This window comes from Alteromonas sp. ABH4_453 (genome assembly GCF_056160665.1).
This window is the reverse complement of record NZ_JBSWXP010000004.1, coordinates 1-21,217: the sequence shown is the minus strand read 5'-3', so window position 1 is coordinate 21,217 and position 21,217 is coordinate 1. Positions and strand designations below refer to the sequence as shown.

Genomic DNA, 21,217 nt, shown 5'->3' with positions numbered 1-21,217 from the left:
TATCAACATCAGATAGGAAATGCGCCACCCCAACAAGGCGAATAGTAATAATTATCATTTGCACTATTGCCACATCTGTTCTAGTGTGTATACAGGAGGTCGCTACTATGCAAATAAACTATCTATGCCCTAAACATGCAGACTGGGTTTATAACAACCCCGAGCAAGCATTACACGTAATGGCACGGGACGAAATGCAAGGCACTATGCTTATGCAGTGTGGTCAGTTAAGTGAAGCAATCCCTTACCTTGGATGTGCATTTGATATCGCCGTTATATTGCTTGAAGTTGATGGTGGCGAAAACAGCGCTATGACAAATAAGATAATGCACTTAACCAGTTTACTTGAAGAAATCTATTTTCATTTGAAGCTTGCCCACTATAGAAACGCTATAGTGGATAGGGCTCACGCAGTAATTAAAGCGTCTAATAGTGTTGCCAACAACACGATATCAATGCGTTTTGCAGTGTAGAAATAGTTTGAGCAATATGAAAAAAGCTCGCACTTTGCTTTAACAAATATGCGAGCTTTATAATTCCGACATACGATTGTTTCTCAACAGCTGTTTCTCAGCGACTGTTTCTCAGCGACGATACTCAACTTCCACGTCGTAATCGTCTTCGTCCCAGTCGTCGTCATCGAGATCGTCACCTAAACCATCTTCGAATTCATCGTGAGCTTCAAGCGTATTCTTGTGGTATGTGTCCCACTTAAATTCTACTTCTTTCTTCTCTTCTTCCTCTTCTATTTCTGCAGGAAGAGTTTCAATGAAGTCCATAACATCGTTACAGAGCGGATCTAAGTTCATCTTCTGGAACGCAGAGATTTGATAAACTGGGCCATCCCACTCTAACGCATCAATAACGTGCTGGCAGCGCTCTTCTGCTTCTTCTTCAAGCAGCAAATCAACTTTGTTAAATACTAACCAACGTGGCTTTTCAGCCAATTTAGGGCTGTATTTTTCAAGCTCTTCAATGATTGCTTTAGCATTTTCGGCAGGATCGGTTTCATCAACAGGGAAGATATCTACCACGTGAAGCAAGATACGGCAGCGCTCTAAGTGCTTTAAGAAGCGTATACCTAAACCTGCCCCATCGGCTGCACCTTCAATCAAACCAGGAATATCAGCGACAACGAAGCTACGCTGTGAGTCTTGGCGAACCACACCTAAGTTAGGCACTAGCGTAGTAAACGGGTAGTCAGCCACTTTAGGCTTAGCTGCCGATACAGAGCGGATAAAGGTTGATTTACCCGCGTTAGGCATACCGAGTAAGCCAACATCGGCTAGAAGCATAAGCTCTAGCTTAAGGTTGCGAATTTCACCAGGCGTACCATTAGTCTTTTGACGTGGGGCACGGTTAGTACTGCTTTTAAAGCGAGCATTACCTAAACCGTGAAAACCGCCTTGTGCCACTTTTAGCTTTTGACCATGGCGAGTTAAGTCACCCAGTACTTCACCAGTATCGCTGTCAGTAGCACGTGTACCCACTGGCACCATTACGGTGAGGTCTTTGCCTTTCTTACCGATACAGTTGCCGCCTTGCCCATTTTGGCCGCGCTCAGCACGATGAAAACGCTCGAAGCGATAATCGATCAATGTATTTAGGTTTTCATCGGCTTGTAAGAATACACTGCCGCCGTCACCACCGTCGCCACCGTCTGGGCCACCTTTAGGTACGTATTTTTCCCTTCTAAAGCCAATGGTACCGTTGCCACCGTCACCGGCTTCAACGCGAATTTCAGCTTCATCTACAAATTTCATTTATCACTCCGGGCTGTAATGCCGTGGGTTGTTAACTTTTTAATGCGAATACTAAGTTTACACCAAATTACCCATTGGCGCTTTTGTGTCTGCTCAGCATTCTAAAAAACGAGAAGTAAAACCTTGCCTAGCGTTAATTCGTTCTAGAATTTACACGCCATAAATAAGAACAGTAAAAGAAAGAAAGGTTTCACAAAACAAAAAACCCCGCTTGCGCGGGGTTTTTCTAAGCCTGTTCGGCGAGAAGCTTTCGCGCTTACTCAGCTACGATGCTTACAAATTTACGGTTCTTCGGTCCTTTAACGTCGAACTGAACTTTACCGTCTTTTAGTGCAAACAACGTGTGGTCTTTACCGATACCCATGTTGTCACCAGCGTGGAAACGAGTACCACGTTGACGAACAATGATGTTACCAGCAAGAACAGATTCGCCACCAAAGCGCTTAACACCTAGGCGTTTACTCTCTGAATCACGACCGTTTTTGGTACTACCACCAGCTTTTTTGTGTGCCATGTGTTCGTGCTCCTATTATGCGTTGATACCAGTGATTTTCACTTCTGTGAACCACTGACGGTGACCCGCTTGCTTACGAGAGTGCTTACGACGACGGAACTTAACGATTTTTACTTTATCGCCACGACCGTGTGTAACAACCTCAGCAGTCACCTTACCACCAGCAACGATTGGTGTGCCGATTTTTACGTCGTCACCGTTGCTTACCATTAAAACTTTGTCAAATTCAACCGTTTCGCCTGGGGCTACTTCGATTTTTTCAAGACGAACGGTTTGGCCTTCGGCCACACGGTGTTGTTTACCGCCACTTTGGAAAACCGCGTACATAGTTAACTCCGCTCTGCGTCCACTGACGCTTCAATTCAAAAAACAGGGCGCGAATTGTACGTGAAACATCCGTAAATCACAACCCCGATTCGCAGAAAAATAGATTATTTTTCCAACATGGGGCGAATTATGCCCCAATTGCTTATTTGATGCAGCTTCAAATGCCAAAAAACCGTTAAAAAATCACAATTTTATTCGTTAAATCAGCAAAAAACTCGTAGCGTTGATAGATAAAAATTGCTGTATTACAAGTTAAGTCTGATGAAAAGCGCGATCCTTATTGCGACAGATCAGTTAGCGGGATCGCTACCAGATCGACAGCGTGGAAGTACGATCAAATGCTAAAATTCTGACTTTACTATTAGTCAAGATTGCTACGACTATAGTGCTAGGGCTTGTTTGAAAAAGCCCTTATTGGGTCCCAATTGCGGCTCGCTTCAACACCACACCGCTTTACTTTTAACGTCAGATTGCGATCCCTGTCATCCGTTTCATTTTGTGTTTTAGCGCCAAACTTCCTTTGGCAGAACTCATCAATATACTTACTTAAACATCAAAAAATAGCGCTTTGGAATGAAAAATTAACAAGAGTACCTATAATCAAAGGTAATTGAATGGATTCGCTGGATTTAGAAAGAGTATGCTCAAACGAACACGCTGCAAAAAAACAGTTTTTCGCTAGTGGATTGCGTTCCAACTAATTTCACTTTCGGTTTAACCGTATTTAAGGAATTACAGGTAAATGCGTTAAGCCGTCATTTTTTAAGACAATTTGGTGGATAGTACGGATGATTAAGGTACAATCGCCACCAATAATTGCCCAAGACGTAAGAGTAAGTATTTATTGCCATGCCTATGGATATAGATCAAATCCGCGCCCTGTCTAATGATGATATGCAGGCGGTAAACCAGCTGATTCAACAACAAGTCGACTCTGATGTTGCCCTTATTAATCAGCTTGGTTTTTACATAGTAAACAGTGGCGGCAAACGCTTACGCCCACTTCTTACCGTGTTAAGTGCGCGGGCAATGGGTATTAATAATAATGATCACCACACGCTTGCAGCAATTGTAGAATTTATTCATACCGCTACCCTGCTACACGACGATGTGGTTGACGAGTCAACCATGCGCAGAGGGCGTGAGACTGCAAATGCTATCTTTGGTAATCAGGCATCGGTATTGGTAGGCGACTTTCTTTATACTCGCTCTTTTCAAATGATGGTAAGCCTTAAACGCATGCGCGTTATGGAAATACTGTCGGAAGCCACAAACCAAATTGCAGAAGGCGAAGTGTTGCAGTTGATGAATTGTAACGATGCCAGCACTACAGAAGCCCGCTACTTTGACGTTATCTACGGCAAAACAGCGCGCTTGTTTGAAGCTGCTACACAGTTAGCGGCTGTGCTGACCGACCAAAATAAGCACATTGAACACGCCATGCAAGAATACGGCAAGCACCTGGGTACTGCCTTTCAGCTAGCTGACGATATTCTGGACTACATGGCTGACAGTGAAGAAATGGGCAAGAATGCTGGCGACGACTTAGCTGAAGGTAAGCCTACGCTGCCATTGTTGTACGCTATGTGGCATGCAAATAATGACGACGACAAAGCGCTTATTCAAGAAGCCATTGAACAAAGTAATGGCCTACCACACCTCACGCGTATTCAAGGTATTATGAAAGAAACCGGCGCTTTGGACTACACACGTCAATGTGCACAAAAAGAAGTGCAAATGGCCATTGATAGCCTTAACGCTATAGAAGACTCTGAATATAAAGAAGCGCTTATTGCACTGGCACATATTTCAATTGAGCGTACGAGCTAACTAGCGATAAATAACCAATTGTCGATAAGTGATATGAGTAGGCGTGTTGTAAGCAACACGCCTTTTTTGTTAGTAAAGCCAGAATATTATACGCCACGTAGGCTTTGAACTTATTGGTGCGCTAAGCACTTCCCCAACTCTTGCAAGCAGGTAAAGAAATATACGTTTTCTGCTTTAACCAAGCATTTGTGCTGCGTTCGGGCTTAGCGCATTTTTACAAGCTAGCCTTCTAGCATAAAGCCGATCAGGCCTACTAAGAAACCAAGAATACCGCCAAGGGGTGGCAACCAATGGTTTTCCATACGAATTTGCGGAGCAATATCTTGGAACACTGAATAAAGAATACCACCTGCAGCAAACAACATGATCCCACTCATAACCACTGGGAATTGGGCTAAATAATAAAAGCCTAGCAAACTGAACAAGGGGCCAAGTAGCGCCATCAAAACAAAGATAACAATGAGTTTATTGCTACGCAGTTTGTTTTTGGGCAACATCTCTCTGTAGGCATTAAACCCTTCAGGTAGATTTTGAACCGCAATCAATAGGCCTAACAACATAGTGCCACCGCCTAATGCTGCCGTTGTACCAAGGGCGATAGACTCAGGTACAAAATCACTAAGCATGGCGGCTAACTGGCTGCCTTCGGTTTTCTTTTTCGCCAAGTAAATATCAAGGGCCATAAAAGCTAAGGCACCGCCAACGAAGCACATTATGGCCATAAATACCGATACGTCTTTTATGCCTTCAGGTACAAGTACAAGACCCACGGCTGAAATTAGCGCTCCTGCTCCTAACGCTAAAATGCCATGGCGTAACTCTTTTTCTAGCCACTTAGGCTGAATGCCTTGGTAAGTCGCTAAAATAGCGCCTGCGGGCATAGCAAGACCTGCCACCGTTGCCATTATTAATAAACCTACGATATCGCCTTGTTGCATAACGACTCCTTTCTAACCATTGTTTGTACATCTTCCTATTGATTACTACACACAGCACCATTGGTTTACAAATAATACCAGTCCGCATAGATGTAAATTTCCGTACATTTTAAAAGCGCGTAACGAAAAAGAGCAGCCTAAGGCTGCTCTTTGCATTTATTCCGATGGGTTGTGTTGGCTATACACAAAAAATCGATTAATTTAAGTCCAAATCTCGGGTCATGTTCTCGTTCTTATCGCGATGCACAATAATGTTGTCTTCAATGCGAATGCCGCCAAACGGTTTGTATACATCAATGGTATCCCAGTTGATGTACTTAGACGCAGGCGTCGCTTTAAGGTCGCGCAGTAGACTATCGATGAAGTACAGGCCCGGCTCAATAGTGAACACTTGACGCGCTTCTACCATACGCGTGCAGCGCAAGAACGGGTGATCGTCAGGAGCAGGCTTAGGCGTGCCTCTGTCATCATTAACCAATCCGCCCACATCGTGAACTTGTAGACCCAGGAAGTGGCCAATGCCGTGAGGGAAGAACGTGCGCGTAATGCCCATATCCACGATTTCTGGCGGCGTTAGGTTCACCATGCCGGTATCGTGAAGAATTTGCGCAATACCATCGTGGGCTAACAAGTGAATGTCTGTGTAAGCGACACCCGGCTTTAACGAATCGACTAAGGTCAGCGTTACCTTATCTACCGCTTGAATGAGGTCGCGGAACATCGCTGAATTATGAACCCCTTCTTGAGCGTAAGTACGTGTAATATCTGCCGCATAGCCATGATAATTTGCACCTGCATCAATCAGAAACGAACGTGATTCTTTTGGCGCTACGGTATCACACTGCATGTAATGCAGAATTGAAGCATGCTCGTTAAGTGCCACAATACTGGTGTACGGCACATCGTTGTCACCTTGTCGGCTTGCCGTTGCGTAAGCAAGATTAATATCAAACTCGCTTTTTCCTTCACGGAAGGCTTGCTCAGCGGCCTTATGACCTGCCACCGCCAACTTGTTAGCTTCACGCATGCAGTCAAGTTCATAGTCGGTTTTATAAGCACGTTGATAGTGCAAATAATGCAACACTCGGTCTGGATTTACATTGTCAAAACCCAACGCTTTTGCCACTTCAATATATTCGCCTACATAGGCAAAACGGCTTTTATCGTAAGGCAGAAATTTCTCTACCGCGTCGGCCTGTTGAAGTAGTTTAATGTCGAAGCTGTCAGTCCAAAAGTCATTTGGCTCAGGTGGCACTTTGTGCCAGAAATCTTCAGGGCGATAGAAAATAAGCGTAGGCTTGTCTATACCGTTTACCACCAGCCAACAGTTAGGGTTATCAATCACAGGCACCCATGCTTTGAACTGCGGGTTTACCTTAAATGGGTAGTGATTATCGTCCAAGAAAAGACGTTTGCCCTGCCCTGAGTGAATAACTAGTCCGTCTAGCCCTTCTCGCTGTAGTGCTTCGCGAGTTCTAGCTTGAAGCTCTTCGATATGCTGTTGGTAGGTTGCTTTATGTTGCGACATAGCCCCTCTTATCTTTTTAGTCGTTAGTTAGCTACTAGTGTACCACGAGGCCAGCATGACATGCATACTGGCTCAGACCGCTGTGCTGTTGTATACGTTAAGTTTCCCATACTGGCAAAATAGTAACGTAATGAAAGGCGTACCCGTATACGCCTAACCTTTGATAGCTATCGCGGTGCTAGTTGCAGTGTACCTGTTACCGGATGTGTACTTACTGCATCTGCGGAAGGGATCATATCGCGGGTAAGTTGAGGGAAGATGTTCTCGTTTCCACCTAGCTGTTGATCGTAGATATGCTGGTACGCCATAACAGCTTTTACGTAGGCGCGAGTTTCTTTATAAGGGATATTTTCAATCCAGATATCGACCGGTAGCGCTTCATCAGCAGGCAGCCATTCCAATACTTTGCGCCACCCCGCGTTGTAAGACGCAGAAACCAGTACTGGGTTATTATTGAGCTTGTCCATCAAATAACGCAGATACTGCACACCATAATCAACGTTGTCGTCGACTTTAAACAGCTTGTTTCTACTTACTTTTTCTTTTGCCACGTAACGTGCTGTTCCAGGCATTAACTGCATCAGACCTGCCGCTCCAACTGGCGAGATAGCATCGCTTCTAAACGAGCTTTCGCGGCGTGCAATAGCCATTGCCAGCGACTTTGAAATGCTATATGCCTGAGATTTTTCGCTGAATACATCGTTAAAGGCCAGTGGGAATCTGCGCTCGACATCATCCCAATAGCCACTTCGCGCAAAACTGGTAATAGCTTGATCGTACAAGCCCCACTCATACGCCAAAATGCCCGCATCGGTCACTTTCGATTCGGGTAAATGCGACAGTAAATAAAACCACTCTCGGCGCGCTTCTGTGGTTCTGTCTAACCTGAAAAATTCAACAGACCGCATGGTAGCAGGGGTTTTCGCCACACTGGCAATAGCTGCTGTGTCTCTTGGTGCTGGCGTGTGTGCAAGCGACGGAATTTCGCCTATGTGCGCACTTGCCATAAAGCCATAATAATGGCGTTCTTGAGAAAGCTCTTTATAAAGCACCGTAGCCTGCATAGTTTGACCAAGCGCTTCTAAAGCACGGGCTTTCCAGTAGCGATAGTTTTCTTCTTGCTGCAAACTGGCAGGAGCGCTATCAATAACATTAACCACTTCCTGCCACTTTTTCGTGCGCAATAAATGGGAAATATGCCAAAGCTTTACATCTTCACTGGCCCCCTGCACATCAGCAAGTTCAAGCCAATAATGCGCTTGAGGAAGGCGGTCTAGCGTGTAGCTAAGCGCTATCGCTCTTCGCATAACGTGCTGCTGCGCTGGCGAGAACACGTTTTTGTCGTTGTAGCGGTTAAATACCGTGCCCGCTAAGTCAGGGTTTCGCCACGCAAGTTTCTCGACCGCCCATACAATTACCTCAGCTTCATGCGATGCATTTTTTAGTGGAAAGAGCGCCGTTCTATTTACTCGGCTGGTGTCTCGGGTTACCGAAAGCCATGCGTCAGCTAGGTATTGCTTATCACCGGGAAGTTGGCGTTTAAGATAAGAGATAATGCTTCGGTTATCTTCTTTTGCCGCAATTTCAATGCGTTCAATCACCATTTCTGGTGTCATCATGCCCGCTTTTTTCCACTTAGCAAAAAGCGGATCGCATTCATCCGGTTGCGACTGACCGTGAAGCCATAAAGCGTCAACTTCTGGCAATATAGCTTGTTCGCTTTCACCTTCTTTTAAGCGGTAATTAAGCGCAATACAGGTAAGCCTTGCGCCCATGCCGGGGCGATAATTGTCTAAGAAAGTGCTGCGATAATCGTTCTTAGCAAGGTAGTTAAGCCATTTATAACGCACGCCATAGCTTACCGGCTGACCGTTAAAGTCTTGTAAAAACTGTTTAACTTCGCGCTTTGTTCTTATCGACATTGTGCGCTCTAATTTAAGCCGTAGAAGGTACGGGTAAAGTGGATAGTTCGCCAATTCATAAATGTCATTATCGAGGCGCTGAACGCTTCGCTTCGAATACGTTAACAGCTTTTTTTCAACTTCCAGATAACGAGCGCGATCTTTTTCGAAAATATCTTCGGGTAGTGTTAAAGGCTGTGCAGCCCATGCGCCAATAGAGAAAAATGAAGAAAGCGAGCAAACTAATGCCCCCACAACGGAGGCGAATAATTTATTATTTTTTGCCAGCGAGCGCTGACCTGACCGTGAACTAAAATAAAAACCAGACACAATAGAGCTCCTACCCTGTTCTACACTCGAACGCTTATGAGCGTTGGCGACTTTGCCAAAACGAGCTGATTATAAAATGTTGCTGAAAAAGCAGCATTGCGACTGACCCACTACATTTTTTTACAAACGAGGGAAAAATGTCAGTCTGGCTCCTTGCCAAAGAAGATGTTGTGCCAGCTGTCGTTAGCTATGCTTTACACACATAGTTGACGTGATTGTAGATTATTCTTTTGCTGGATTGGCGCTTTGGGCCAATAACGCTCATTATACAACCACCAATATCGAAATGAAGCTTGAATTCGATATTTAGACTTGAATTTAAGTCATCCGACCACTACCTTAGACAAATTGAAACGCTTGTTTGATTTTTTGTTGAAATTTTGTGTGGCTTTGTAAAGAATCTAGCCACCCTAACGCGTTAGTGAATGCATACGACCCTACAAATCAGTTGGATTACTTCACTAACATCCTGGCCAATGCCGAAGGAGATGATAATGATATACACAGGCAAAAGTCTTTCCGTCAGCCTGTTAGATGACGGCTTTGCTGAGCTGGTATTCGACGCCGAAGGTTCAGTAAACAAGTTCGACCGCCAAACAGTGAGCGAACTTGACGAAGCAACCCAAGCCCTACTTGCTAAAGGCGATGTTAAAGGCTTAGTAGTACGCAGTGCAAAACCTGCATTTATCGTAGGTGCAGATATCACCGAGTTCACTGGCCTTTTCGCCATGGACGATGCCGAAGTACTACAGTGGGTTGCCAATACGTCACAAGTATTCGACCGCTTCGAAGACCTACCTTTCCCTACCATTGCTGCTGTTAATGGCTTCGCGCTTGGTGGCGGCTGTGAAATGGCATTGGCATGTGACATGCGTATTGCAGACACCACGGCTTCAATTGGTTTGCCAGAAGTTAAGCTAGGCCTTATGCCTGGTTTTGGTGGTACGGTTCGCCTACCTCGTCTTATTGGCGCAGATAATGCGCTTGAGTGGATGACTACTGGCCGCGACAGAAAAGGCGCAAAAGCCCTTGCTGAAGGTGCGGTTGACGCAGTTGTTGCTCCAGAAGCACTCGTTGAAGGTGCGCTTTCAATGGTGAAAGACGCAGCTGACGGTAAACTTGACTGGCAAGCACGTCGTGCGGTTAAGAAAGCTCCACTACAGCTAAACAAAAACGAAGCTATGATGAGCTTCTCTACTGCTCAAGCCATGGTATTTGCACAAGCTGGTAAACATTACCCGGCACCGCACAAAATGGTTGAGACAGTACAAAAAGCAGCTGGACTAGACCGTGACGGCGCACTTAAGCTTGAAAACGAAGGCTTTGTAGCGCTTGCGAAAACAGACGCTGCGAAAGCACAAATTGGTATCTTCCTTGCCGACCAGCTAGTTAAGAGCAAAGGTAAAAAGCAAGCGAAAGCAGCTACTAAGCAATCTAAGCTTAACGCTGTACTAGGTGCTGGCATCATGGGTGGCGGTATTGCATACCAAAGCGCTGTGAAAGGCACACCGGTAATCATGAAAGACATTAACCAAGGTGCACTAGACCTTGGCCTTTCAGAAGCGGCCAAAATTCTTGGTAAAGGCATGAAGCGCGGCAAAGTTGATGCGACTAAAATGGCGCAAACACTTAACGCTATTACCCCTACCCTTGAGTACAGCACACTTAAAGATTCAGACCTTGTTATTGAAGCGGTTGTAGAAAATCCGAAAGTAAAAGGCATTGTGCTTAAAGAAGTAGAAGACAATGTAGCTGACGACGCTATCATCACTTCAAATACTTCGACTATCTCTATTAACCAGCTAGCTGAAAGCTTAGACAAGCCAGAGCGCTTCTGTGGTATGCACTTCTTCAACCCAGTGCACCGCATGCCGCTTGTTGAAATTATTCGTGGCGAAAAAACCTCTGAAGAAACCATCAATGCAGTAGTAGCCGCTACCCTTAAAATGGGCAAAACCCCAATTGTGGTTAACGACTGCCCAGGGTTCTTAGTAAACCGCGTATTGTTCCCGTACTTTGCGGGCTTCAGTAAGCTACTTATCGACGGCGCAGACTTTGTTGCGGTTGATAAAGTAATGGAAAAAATCTTCGGTTGGCCAATGGGCCCTGCTTACCTAATGGACGTTGTAGGTATCGACACTGGCGATCACGCAGCAGACGTTATGGCAGCGGGTATTCCAGAGCGTATGGCTCGCCTAGACAACGACCCGGTAACACTGTTCTACAAAGAAGAGCGTTTAGGTCAGAAGAACGGTAAAGGTTTCTACAACTACGGTGTTGATAAGCGCGGCAAGCCGTCTAAAACACCTGCTGAAGAAGCATATGCTCTAATGGCACCACACGTAGCTGACAAGACAGACTTTGAAGCTGACGACATTATTGCACGCCTTATGATCCCTATGGCAAACGAAGCAATTCGCTGCCTGGAAGAAGGCATTGTAGATAGCGCAGCTGAAGCAGATATGGCGCTACTTTACGGCTTAGGTTTCCCTCCATTCCGCGGTGGTATTTTCCGTTGGATTGAAACCATTGGCTTGGCGAACTTTGTTGCTATGGCAGACAAGTACGCTGAACTTGGTCCAATTTATCAGATTTCAGATGGCGTTCGTGAAATGGCCGCTGCTGGTAAATCATATTTCGCATAAGACCCGGAGGAAAAACTAATGAAAGAAGTGGTCGTAATCGATTGCGTACGTACCCCTATGGGTCGTTCAAAAAACGGTGTTTTCAGAAATGTGCGCGCAGAAGACCTATCTGCTGCGCTAATGACCGCGCTACTAGAGCGTAACCCTGGCGTAAACCCAGCGGAAATTGAAGACATCATTTGGGGCTGTGTTCAGCAAACTAAAGAACAAGGCTTCAACGTTGCACGTAACGCGCAACTACTAACACAAATTCCACGCACAACAGGCGCGGTAACGGTTAACCGTTTATGTGGTTCATCAATGCAAGCCCTTCACGATGCAACAAGTGGCATCATGAGCGGCCGTGGTGACATTTACATGATTGGTGGTGTTGAGCACATGGGTCACGTACCGATGAACTACAACATCGACTTCCACCCAGGCCTTGCTAAATACACAGCGAAAGCGTCGGGCATGATGGGGATGACCGCCGAGCTACTTGGCCGTCAAAACGGAATTACTCGTGAACAACAAGACGCATTCGGTGCACGCTCGCACCAGCTAGCGCACAAAGCACACCTTGAAGGCCGCTGGGCTAACGAGATTGTACCTGTTGAAGGTCACGACGCAAACGGCGTATTAAAGCTAATTGACTACGATGAAGTAGTACGCCCAGAAAGCACGGCTGAGAGCATGGCGGCACTTCGCCCTGTGTTTGACCCAGTAAACGGTACGGTTACGGCGGGTACGTCTTCTGCGCTGTCTGACGGTGCATCAGGTATGCTACTTATGTCGGCAGACCGTGCGAAAGAGCTTGGCCTAACGCCACGTGCGAAAATTCGTGCAATGGCAGTGGCTGGTTGTGATGCGGCAATTATGGGCTATGGCCCAGTGCCAGCAACACAAAAAGCCCTTAAGCGCGCTGGCCTTACTATGGACGATATTGAACTTGCAGAGTTTAACGAAGCGTTCGCGGCTCAGGCACTATCGTGCATTAAGCAGCTAGGTTGGATGGACCATCTAGATACTAAGATTAACCTTAACGGTGGCGCTATTGCACTTGGTCACCCACTAGGTTGTTCTGGTTCACGTATCTCGGGTACGCTTATCAACCTAATGGAATCACAAGACGTAAGCCTAGGCTTAGCAACCATGTGTATTGGTTTAGGCCAAGGTATTGCTACTGTATTTGAGCGTGTATAAGCGTTTATATAAAAGTGTTTAAAGCTAAATTTTGAAAAGGGCCTTCAGGCCCTTTTTTGTTTCCGTGAACAAGAAAACTAAAACGCTAAATTAGAAAGTGGGCTGACAACACCATTAGCCCCTTGTTGAAGTATATGGGTATAGATTTGAGTAGTTCTAACATCGGCGTGACCTAGTTGGTCTTGCACTGTTCTGATGTCTGCACCTGATTGCAGTAAATGCGTAGCAAATGAGTGACGAAGCGTGTGTGGCGTAACATGCTTAATTATTCCCGCATCACTTGAAGCACGACTTACCGCGCGCTGTATCTGTTTTTCATCTATATGATGTCGTCGCAGTAGCTTACTTTCTGGGTCAATACTTAGTTTTGATGCGGGGAACAAATACTGCCATTCCAGCGTTTTATTACGCTGTTGATACTTTTTCCTCAACCCGTGCGGGATCCAAGCACCAGCAAAGTCTGGCACCATCAAATCTCGTTGCAAAAGTGTTTCACTTTCACTTATATGATTTTTTAAAAGTGGGATAAGTGATTCTGACAGCGTTACCACTCGATGCTTGCCCCCTTTCCCAAACCAAATCCTCACACACTTGTAGTCGAAGTCTATATCTCCCGTTCTAAGGCGAACACACTCCATTAACCTAAGGCCACTTCCATACAGAAGTGCTACTGCTAGGTAATGATGGGTAGGCACCCTACCAAGCAATGCTTTTACTTCTAACTGGGTTAACACAACTGGCAGCTTCCTTTCCCTTCCACTTCCCACAAAATTCATGTCGGAAGGTAGCGGCTGCTCTAAATACTTGTTGTAGAGAAAAACCAGCGCATTTAGTGCAGTGGCTTGTGTAGACCGCGCATTTTTTCGCTTGATGGATAAATGCGTAAGGTATGCTTCAACATGCAGAACGTCGAGGTCTTTCGGGTGTTGAAATTTATGAAAACGAATGTAGTCTGAAATCCAGTTGATATAGGTTTGTATGGTACGCTTTGCATAGCGCTTGAGCATCATGTGCTCGTACAGGGATTTAATAAACTGGGACTTCATGTTCGACTCCAAAATAAAAAAGTCTATTTAAAAAATCACAACGAGATAACTGACTTTAGTACCTGTTTTATTGCAAGAGTATTCACGAAATCCCCCCAATTCACCTGCAACCCGATTTGGTGTTTTTAACTTTTGAGCAAAATACACCAAAAACGTATTTTACTAACCCTATCGATAGGTTATGGTTTAACCATATTTAAAACCAAACGGACAAAAACCCCGTTCTGGTTCGTTAAATCGCCCCGTTTAGGGAACGATTAAATTGTTATGTTTCGAGGAAAATTAAGTGAAAGTATTCTTGATAGCCGCGCTGGCATTGTCACTAGCAATTAATGTCTATCAATTTAAGTTCAGCCCGAAATCTGCAAACTTGGTCATAGCTAATTCGTCACAAGCGGAATGTATTAATAAATTACGTACGCCGTCTAGTGAGACAAATATCATCGGACCTAGTTTTCTTTCCGAATACAAAGCGCTCGACCTTAACCTCAACTCCAATAGCTCATTTAATAAAGAAGTATCTGGCTGTTATTTTGACAGTTACGTAGAAAACGTTACAGTAGATAACCTCGCTGAAAAAGTTCATTTGTTACGCTCAACCGGTAGTAACAGCGTTACATTTTTTAAAGACGCATCGTCCAACGAGTTTACTATTTACGGCCGGAGTAAATGAAACATAACAAACAAATTATGTCACTCGCTGCCGCTCGCTGGGACGCAAACACGTGCGCGGCTTCGCCATTATTGCGCACATGTCTGCGCCCCATATTTGGAAGTTAGCTATTTTGGTGAACATGCTATTTTCATTTGCTATTTTTTTACTCTATTTGTCGCCAATTGCCTTTGTATTCCTTTACTCAAAATATGAATATCAGCATTCATTAGCGACCAGTTTTAAAAGGTGGAGAAACTCCAAGATTATTGGCATTGTATTCTTCACTGTGTTGACCTTTTTCATAGCTACAACTGAAGGGACTAGCTGGAGATTATCAACTTATTGGTATTTGCTATGGGAACCAGGTCTAAGTATTAGTCTTATCGTGTTTTCCAAACCTGCCAGTGAAATCATTGAAGGCTTTTCGTCACTAGATTATTTCGGCGAGGACTTTGGGCATATTTTAGGGTGGTTCGGCCTTTTATCCGTATCATGTGTACTTGGGATTGAAGTTTTAAGACATAGCTAACAAACGCATAAACTCGCTCGCGGGCTCGCTGGGACAAAAACACGTAGGCTCCCTTCGCTTCGCTCGGTATTATAGCCTACGTATTTTTGCCCGTTATGCGGGCCGTTAGGCGTCATTTACTTACAGCATTTAAATGTGGGTTCTGACGTGACATTCCAGCATTAAGGTTGTTTCGCTAGGCTGTCTTCGCGGCTAGCTTTCTCGGTTGTTTTAACGGCTTTAGCAACGCGCTTTTCGCCAATACCGCAACGCCAACATTTAACATCATCAGTCTTCTAAACTCGCTCTTTTATTCAGCATTGCCGTCAACATCTAGCTTTTCGCACAGGGTTGTTTTATCTTAAATTCAATAATTTAAACACGCGGTCTATTTGGCTAGTGGTGGCAGCAAAGCTGCGTACGTTTCGTTGTACGCCTAACAAAACGCTGTTGTCACTCCCTTCGGTCGCTGGGACGCTAACACGTGGGCTGACTCACTTCGTTCGGATTTTAGCCCACGTGCTAGCGCCCCAAAGCTTAGCGTTAGGCGTCATTTACTTACAGTATAAAAAAGTGGCTTCAGCCGTGACATTCCCGCATCAAGGCTGTTCTGCTAGGTTGTCCTTTCGGCTTGCTTTCTCAGTTGTTTAAACAACTTTAGCAATGTGCTTTTCATAAACACCGCAACGCCAACATTTAACATCACCAGTCTTCTAAACTCGTTCTTTTATCCAACATTACCGTTAACATCTGGCATTTCGCACAGGGTTGTTTTATCTTAAATTCAATAATTTAAACACGCGGTCTAATCGGCTAGTGGTGGCAGCAAAGCTGCGTACTTTCCTTTGTACGCCTAACAAAACGCTGTTGGCACTCCCTTCGGTCGCTGGGACGCTAACACGTGGGCTGGCTCGCTTCGCTCGGATTTTAGCCCACGTGCTAGCGCCCCAAAGCTTAGCGTTAGCCACTAAAAAGGATTTTCCATGGATATAGGTTTTCTAATTCTTTTAATATCTTGCTTAAGCGGCTTTATATATTTAATCATTGGCTATTTGCTTACCTTCAAGCAAAAAGCGGATGTACTTAACGGCATCGACTTTTCTAAAATTGCTGACTTACCTGCTTTCTGCAAATACGTAGGCAGTAGCTTCTTATTATCTGGTACTGTGCAAATCTTAATTGGGGTGTTGGCTTACTTAGCTTATTTAAACCTTATGCTTTTCATAGCTATTTTTGTTCTCTTCTCGACATTGCCGATTATTAATGTCGTTAAAGCTATGCGTAAGTTTCAAACAAGTGCTTCGTAAGCAAAGCGTGGCTAACAAGCCAATCAACACACTCACTTCGTTCGCTGGGACGCATACACGCGGGCCGGCTTCGCCATTATGCCCCACATGTCTGCGCCCGTTATTGGAAAGTTATACACCCTAGTGGAGACCAAGCGTTGATTTATCGAGTTGTAATGTTTGCACTAATTTGGCATATACTAGCGTTTCCTGCCGCATGGATAGGGCTCCACCCATTTAATGTCATTCCATTTCTAGAAAACACTACTTACTCTGATATTCAGTTAATGTGGCTGATTCGCGGAACGTGGTTTGTAGGTTTATTTTCAACTTTTATTATATCTTCATTTCTATCCGAGTTAGTTGTAAGGCTGAATAAACCAAAGACCTATTCAACTTCGGACAACATTCTTGTCACAGTCATTTCAGCGCTATTAATCGCTATTGTTTTCGTGCCTTCGGAGCCTAAATACGTTCCTGATCATTTGTCTTACTCCATCGGGTTTATTCTGTTATTTTTGTCTTTTACTGCTAACCAAAAAATGACAGCGTATATAATAAATAAATTGAGTCAGAATAGTGGGAGTTTGGGTAGGGGTGTATAACAACCCAATCAACACACTCACTGCGTTCGCTGGGACGCATACACGCGGGGCGGCTGCGCCATTATGCCCCACATGTCTGCGCCCGTTATTGGAAAGTTAGGCGTCATTTACTTACAGCATAATAAAGTGGGTTTAAGCGTGACATTCCAGCATAAAGGCTGTTTCGCTAGGTTGTATTCGCGGCAAGCTTTCCCAGTTGTTTTAACGGCTTTAGCAATGTGCTTTTCATAAACACCGCAACGCCAACATTTAACATCACCAGTCTTCTAAACTCGTTCTTTTATCCAGCATTACCGTTAACATCTGGCTTTTCGCACAGGGTTGTTTTATCTTAAATTCAATAATTTAAACACGCGGTCTATTTGGCTAGTGGTGGCAGCAAAGCTGCGTACATTCCTTTGTACGCCTAACAAAACGCTGTTGGCACTCCCTCCGGTCGCTGGGACGCTAACACGTGGGCTGACTCACTTCGTTCGGATTTTAGCCCACGTGCTAGCGCCCCAAAGCTTAGCGTTAGCTTCCCAGAGGTTTTAAATTGAAACTTGTATTTTTTTTAAGTGTATGTCTTTTATTAGTCGGATGTTCAAGCACATCTGAACCAGTTTCTTTCAAAAATAGTCGAATCGGTGTTGACTACAAGCTAAATGAAACTTTAAAACTATGCCACACCCACCTTGGCAAGACAGTATTCCAAAACACTGAAGAAATTTACCCTATTACTGAAAATGTCAACGCCTTAGTCACAAAAGGCTATGTTGAAGGAATTAAAAACACTTTTAACACTCCCGTTCAAATAGACTCTAGTATTGATTGGAGCAATTATTTAAGTTACTCATCCTGGGACGCTAGTGCCAAATTGGTGCCACAGGGATTAAATAAGCTTAGAGAAATTCAAGCTAAGTATGACTTAGACTTTCTCCTTGTCGCGAGAGACTACGAAAACTTTTATAAAGGCGAGGCTTGCAGTGGAGCATGGTTCAAGACTCAAATGAGCGACGTCAGGAGTTTTGTCCCTATTTATGTAGCGCTAGTATTTGACGCTAATTCTGGAAAATATGTTGGTAGTACATTTATTACAAATGACCACCATAGCTCTGTTTATCAAAATTTTAACGACGTTTCGAAACTAGAACACAGCGAAGTCTTAAAACTTATTTATTATTCTGAAGATGCAGCAACTAAAGCAGCAAGTATGTTCTTCGAATAACAAGGAAGCTAACAAACGCATTAACACTCGCTACGCTCGCTAGGGACAAAAACACGTAGGCTCCCTTCGCTTCGCTCAGTATTATAGCCTACGTATTTTTGCCCGTTATGCGGGCGTTAGGCGTCATTTACTTACAGCATTAAAAAGTAAGCTCAACCGTGACATTCCGGCATCAAGGTTGTTTCGCTAGGTTGTCTTTACAGCTTGCTTTTTCGGTAGTTTCAACGGCTTTAGCAACTCGCTTTTTATCAACACCGCAACGCCAACATTTAACATCACCAGTCTTCTAAACTCGCTCTTTTATTCAGCAATGTCCTTAACATCTGGCATTTCGCACAGGGTTGTTTTATCTTAAATTCAATAATTTAAACACGCGGTCTGTTTGGCTAGTGGTGGCAGCAAAGCTGCGTACGTTCCTTTGTACGCCTAACAAAACGCTGTTGGCACTCCCTCCGGTCGCTGGGACGCTAACACGTGGGCTGACTCACTTCGTTCGGATTTTAGCCCACGTGCTAGCGCCCCAAAGCTTTGCGTTAGGTGCTTCAAGTAAAACCATGTATCGCAAATATTTTCAGAATTCGGAAGTAAAATCGGAATTTCGAAAGGAATACATTTCCTTATGGTCTGGTTGGCTCGGTGAAAACAACCAGTACAAACTGGATTCGGTCACTGAGCATGAGTGGCAAAGATTTCACAATTTCTTATTTCTTTTAGAAAGTAAGTTTCAAATTCAAAAGGCAAATTTCAGCACTGAAACACTAACTAAAATAACCAACGTTTCAACTGTTCTTGATAGCTATGAACAATCATTGAATAAAGACTCTTCACAGTTTTATCAGTTTGTAATTCCAGAACTAGAATGCGTTATCTCAGAGGAATGGGATTATACTTATATTGTTTGGTATCGTGACAACACAACGATAGCGGCTTTAGCTCCTTACATTAAAAAGGCAGGTCTGTGTCATTTTTCATAAACGCACCTAACAAAAAAATAAAGTCACTCACTTCGTTCGCTGGGACGCATACATGCGGGGCGGCTTCGCCATTATGCCCCACATGCCTGCGCCCCTTATTTAAAAGTTAGATGGCACGGAGATTTAGGTGACTACTGTAATCGTTGCAGATATTTTTGGTAAAACACCAGCTCTTGAAGAGTTGGCAAATATCATTTGTAAGAACCATCTCATCGTCGACCCGTATGACGGTCAATATAAAATGTTCCAAACTGAAAGCGATGCATACGAGTATTTCTCCTCTAATATCGGCTTGGGAAATTACAGCAAGCATTTGATTAACTCGCTAACCAACTTGGGTTCTTCTGTAAATCTCGTCGGATTCAGTATCGGTGCTGCTGCCATTTGGAATCTCTCAGAAAGTTTTGCATCTTCACGCATAAAAAAAGCTATATGCTTTTACGGGTCTCAAATAAGAAACAACCGAAAAGTTGTTCCATTATTTCCAGTTACTCTTGTTTTCCCAAAAACAGAAAAACACTTTTCGGTACCAGAATTAATCTCGGAATTGCGCAACACAGAAAGAACCAAAATTAGGCAGGTGCCTTATTTTCATGGTTTTATGAATAAGTGCTCAACGAATTTCAACTTGCAAGGATACGAAAGTGAGCTTCGAACACTTGCGGCTAATGCCATCTAACAAAAAAATCAAGTCACTCACTTCGTTCGCTGGGACGCATACATGCCGGGCGGCTTCGCCATTATGCCCTACATGCCTGCGCCCCTTATTTAAAAGTTATATGCTTCTAGGAAATTGAAAACGGAATTTTTATGAATAAACAAAGCAACGCTTTTCATCCAGTCACCAAGGCATTCGCACTGCTTGGTGCGTTCATTTGTGGCTTTTTTGCTGTAACACTATTTGTTTCAAGCTTATTTGCGTTACCAGACATTATTGCTGTATTGCATGGCTGCGCTAAAGCAGTTTTAATTGCACTACTCGCTTTGGGCTTTTGGAATGCGGGCAAACATAGTAAAAACCCTTTTCAAATAAATCCATTCAGTAGGCCAAGATAACGAGCACTGGATTCAAGGTTGTTTATGCTCGCATATAACAAAAAAATAAAGTCACTCGCTGTCGCTCGTTGGGACGCTAACACGCAGGGCCGCTTCGCTATTATGCCCTACGCGTTATCGCCCCTTATTTAAAAGTTATAAGGCGTCAGCCTAAACTGCGTTTGGCTTTATAAAAAACCCAGTGCAACTACCCTCACCTGTTTTCATTAGCATCGCTCTGGCTTGTGGTAGCTTTAATATCGCCACATTAACCTCAAAGGTTGCGCATTAGGCGCTTTATCGCCAAGTTGTTGTTCACCGTCAGCAAGCGCCAATGCGTTTGTTAGTCCAAAAGGCGGCTTGCTTCAGTCAAATCAAAAACATCACTGCACTGTCGTTTTGCTTGTTTGTGTTAATAATCAATCGTATGCTGGCTCTATTAGTTTTTAATAAGGCCAAAGGAACAGGCTCTGCTTCTAACAAAGCGCTCAAGTTCACTCCCTTCGGTCGCTGGGACGCTAACATGTGGGCTGACTCACTTCGTTCGGATTTTAGCCCACATGCTAGCGCCCCTTAGCTTAAAGTTAGGCGTCATTTACTTACAGCATAAAAATGTGGGTTTAAGCGTGACATTCCAGCATAAAGGTTGTTTCGGTAGGTTGTCTTCACAGCTAGCTTTCTCAGTTATTTTAACGGCTTTAGCAACGCGTTTTTCATCAACACAGCAACGCCAACATTCAACATCACCAGCTGTCTAAACTCGCTCTTTTATCCGGCAATGTCGCTTACATCTGGCATTTCGCACTGGGTTGTTTTATCTTAAATTCAATAATTTAAACACGCGGTCTATTTGGCTAGTGGTGGCAGCAAAGCTGCGTACGTTTCTTTGTACGCCTAACAAAACGCTGTTGGCACTCCCTCCGGTCGCTGGGACGCTAACACG

Annotated in this window: 18 protein-coding genes; 11 read left to right on the top strand and 7 right to left on the bottom strand. The window is 44.3% G+C overall.

Annotated features, from left to right (window positions below; translation table 11 throughout):
• Positions 1–107 precede the first annotated feature (107 nt).
• Entirely contained in the window at positions 108–473 is a 366-nt protein-coding gene (locus tag ACXAGV_RS08890) for a hypothetical protein (protein WP_474872943.1), read from the top strand.
• 111 nt (positions 474–584) lie between these two features.
• Here ACXAGV_RS08890 and cgtA read toward each other — a convergent pair whose 3' ends face one another.
• From cgtA to rplU, 3 genes are all read right to left on the bottom strand, one after another.
• A complete protein-coding gene (cgtA, locus tag ACXAGV_RS08885) occupies positions 585–1,763 on the bottom strand; it encodes an Obg family GTPase CgtA (RefSeq protein ID WP_474872942.1) in 1,179 nt (392 codons plus the stop codon).
• A gap of 256 nt (positions 1,764–2,019) precedes the next feature.
• A complete protein-coding gene (gene rpmA / locus ACXAGV_RS08880) occupies positions 2,020–2,277 on the bottom strand; it encodes a 50S ribosomal protein L27 (RefSeq protein WP_012517170.1) in 258 nt (85 codons plus the stop codon).
• A 15-nt stretch (positions 2,278–2,292) separates the two neighbouring features.
• Complete coding sequence (gene rplU / locus ACXAGV_RS08875) at positions 2,293–2,604, bottom strand: 50S ribosomal protein L21 (protein ID WP_012517169.1); 312 nt, start codon at positions 2,602–2,604, stop codon at positions 2,293–2,295.
• A gap of 855 nt (positions 2,605–3,459) precedes the next feature.
• On the opposite strand from rplU, the gene ispB reads away from it, so the two are divergent.
• On the top strand, positions 3,460–4,434 hold the full coding sequence (gene ispB, locus ACXAGV_RS08870) for an octaprenyl diphosphate synthase (protein WP_474872941.1): 975 nt from the start codon (positions 3,460–3,462) through the stop codon (positions 4,432–4,434).
• A gap of 221 nt (positions 4,435–4,655) precedes the next feature.
• Here ispB and ACXAGV_RS08865 read toward each other — a convergent pair whose 3' ends face one another.
• From ACXAGV_RS08865 to ACXAGV_RS08855, 3 genes are all read right to left on the bottom strand, one after another.
• Positions 4,656–5,372 (bottom strand): ZIP family metal transporter, encoded by a 717-nt coding sequence (locus ACXAGV_RS08865; RefSeq protein WP_474872940.1) that lies wholly within the window; start codon positions 5,370–5,372, stop codon positions 4,656–4,658.
• A gap of 196 nt (positions 5,373–5,568) precedes the next feature.
• Positions 5,569–6,900 carry a Xaa-Pro dipeptidase gene (pepQ, locus tag ACXAGV_RS08860; RefSeq protein WP_474872939.1) on the bottom strand — a complete coding sequence of 444 codons (1,332 nt, stop codon included), beginning with the start codon at positions 6,898–6,900 and terminating at the stop codon, positions 5,569–5,571.
• Positions 6,901–7,067: 167 nt separating this feature from the next.
• Entirely contained in the window at positions 7,068–9,131 is a 2,064-nt protein-coding gene (locus ACXAGV_RS08855) for a transglycosylase SLT domain-containing protein (protein ID WP_474872938.1), read from the bottom strand.
• 494 nt (positions 9,132–9,625) lie between these two features.
• On the opposite strand from ACXAGV_RS08855, the gene fadB reads away from it, so the two are divergent.
• Both fadB and fadA read left to right on the top strand, forming a co-directional pair.
• Positions 9,626–11,776 (top strand): fatty acid oxidation complex subunit alpha FadB, encoded by a 2,151-nt coding sequence (gene fadB / locus ACXAGV_RS08850; RefSeq protein WP_474872937.1) that lies wholly within the window; start codon positions 9,626–9,628, stop codon positions 11,774–11,776.
• An 18-nt stretch (positions 11,777–11,794) separates the two neighbouring features.
• Positions 11,795–12,958: an acetyl-CoA C-acyltransferase FadA gene (fadA, locus tag ACXAGV_RS08845; protein WP_024015658.1), complete on the top strand. Its 1,164-nt coding sequence runs from the start codon at positions 11,795–11,797 to the stop codon at positions 12,956–12,958.
• Positions 12,959–13,035: 77 nt separating this feature from the next.
• Here the strand turns inward: fadA and ACXAGV_RS08840 are convergent, their stop codons facing one another.
• Positions 13,036–14,004, bottom strand: a complete 969-nt coding sequence (locus ACXAGV_RS08840; protein WP_474872936.1) for an integron integrase — start codon at positions 14,002–14,004, stop codon at positions 13,036–13,038.
• A 286-nt stretch (positions 14,005–14,290) separates the two neighbouring features.
• Between ACXAGV_RS08840 and ACXAGV_RS08835 the strand changes: the two genes are divergently transcribed.
• The 7 genes from ACXAGV_RS08835 to ACXAGV_RS08805 all read left to right on the top strand — a co-directional run bounded on the left by ACXAGV_RS08835 (position 14,291) and on the right by ACXAGV_RS08805 (position 20,295).
• Positions 14,291–14,677, top strand: coding sequence for a hypothetical protein (locus ACXAGV_RS08835; protein WP_474872935.1), 387 nt, complete (start codon positions 14,291–14,293; stop codon positions 14,675–14,677).
• A gap of 52 nt (positions 14,678–14,729) precedes the next feature.
• Complete coding sequence (locus ACXAGV_RS08830; protein ID WP_474872934.1) at positions 14,730–15,188, top strand: hypothetical protein; 459 nt, start codon at positions 14,730–14,732, stop codon at positions 15,186–15,188.
• Positions 15,189–16,150: 962 nt separating this feature from the next.
• Positions 16,151–16,474: a hypothetical protein gene (locus ACXAGV_RS08825; RefSeq protein ID WP_474872933.1), complete on the top strand. Its 324-nt coding sequence runs from the start codon at positions 16,151–16,153 to the stop codon at positions 16,472–16,474.
• A gap of 1,119 nt (positions 16,475–17,593) precedes the next feature.
• Positions 17,594–18,265: a hypothetical protein gene (locus ACXAGV_RS08820; RefSeq protein ID WP_474872932.1), complete on the top strand. Its 672-nt coding sequence runs from the start codon at positions 17,594–17,596 to the stop codon at positions 18,263–18,265.
• A gap of 389 nt (positions 18,266–18,654) precedes the next feature.
• Entirely contained in the window at positions 18,655–19,239 is a 585-nt protein-coding gene (locus tag ACXAGV_RS08815; RefSeq protein ID WP_474872931.1) for a hypothetical protein, read from the top strand.
• 127 nt (positions 19,240–19,366) lie between these two features.
• Positions 19,367–19,918 carry a hypothetical protein gene (locus ACXAGV_RS08810; protein ID WP_474872930.1) on the top strand — a complete coding sequence of 184 codons (552 nt, stop codon included), beginning with the start codon at positions 19,367–19,369 and terminating at the stop codon, positions 19,916–19,918.
• Between the two features lie 131 nt (positions 19,919–20,049).
• Positions 20,050–20,295, top strand: coding sequence for a hypothetical protein (locus ACXAGV_RS08805; RefSeq protein ID WP_474872929.1), 246 nt, complete (start codon positions 20,050–20,052; stop codon positions 20,293–20,295).
• The last annotated feature ends 922 nt before the right edge of the window (positions 20,296–21,217 follow it).

What these genes read in the sequence shown, in the direction of transcription:
- ACXAGV_RS08890 (WP_474872943.1), top strand. Translation starts at nt 108, where the DNA reads ATGCAAATAAACTATCTATGCCCTAAACATGCAGACTGGGTTTATAAC.
- cgtA (WP_474872942.1), bottom strand. Translation starts at nt 1,763, where the DNA reads ATGAAATTTGTAGATGAAGCTGAAATTCGCGTTGAAGCCGGTGACGGT.
- rpmA (WP_012517170.1), bottom strand. Translation starts at nt 2,277, where the DNA reads ATGGCACACAAAAAAGCTGGTGGTAGTACCAAAAACGGTCGTGATTCA.
- rplU (WP_012517169.1), bottom strand. Translation starts at nt 2,604, where the DNA reads ATGTACGCGGTTTTCCAAAGTGGCGGTAAACAACACCGTGTGGCCGAA.
- ispB (WP_474872941.1), top strand. Translation starts at nt 3,460, where the DNA reads ATGGATATAGATCAAATCCGCGCCCTGTCTAATGATGATATGCAGGCG.
- ACXAGV_RS08865 (WP_474872940.1), bottom strand. Translation starts at nt 5,372, where the DNA reads ATGCAACAAGGCGATATCGTAGGTTTATTAATAATGGCAACGGTGGCA.
- pepQ (WP_474872939.1), bottom strand. Translation starts at nt 6,900, where the DNA reads ATGTCGCAACATAAAGCAACCTACCAACAGCATATCGAAGAGCTTCAA.
- fadB (WP_474872937.1), top strand. Translation starts at nt 9,626, where the DNA reads ATGATATACACAGGCAAAAGTCTTTCCGTCAGCCTGTTAGATGACGGC.
- fadA (WP_024015658.1), top strand. Translation starts at nt 11,795, where the DNA reads ATGAAAGAAGTGGTCGTAATCGATTGCGTACGTACCCCTATGGGTCGT.
- ACXAGV_RS08840 (WP_474872936.1), bottom strand. Translation starts at nt 14,004, where the DNA reads ATGAAGTCCCAGTTTATTAAATCCCTGTACGAGCACATGATGCTCAAG.
- ACXAGV_RS08825 (WP_474872933.1), top strand. Translation starts at nt 16,151, where the DNA reads ATGGATATAGGTTTTCTAATTCTTTTAATATCTTGCTTAAGCGGCTTT.
- ACXAGV_RS08805 (WP_474872929.1), top strand. Translation starts at nt 20,050, where the DNA reads ATGAATAAACAAAGCAACGCTTTTCATCCAGTCACCAAGGCATTCGCA.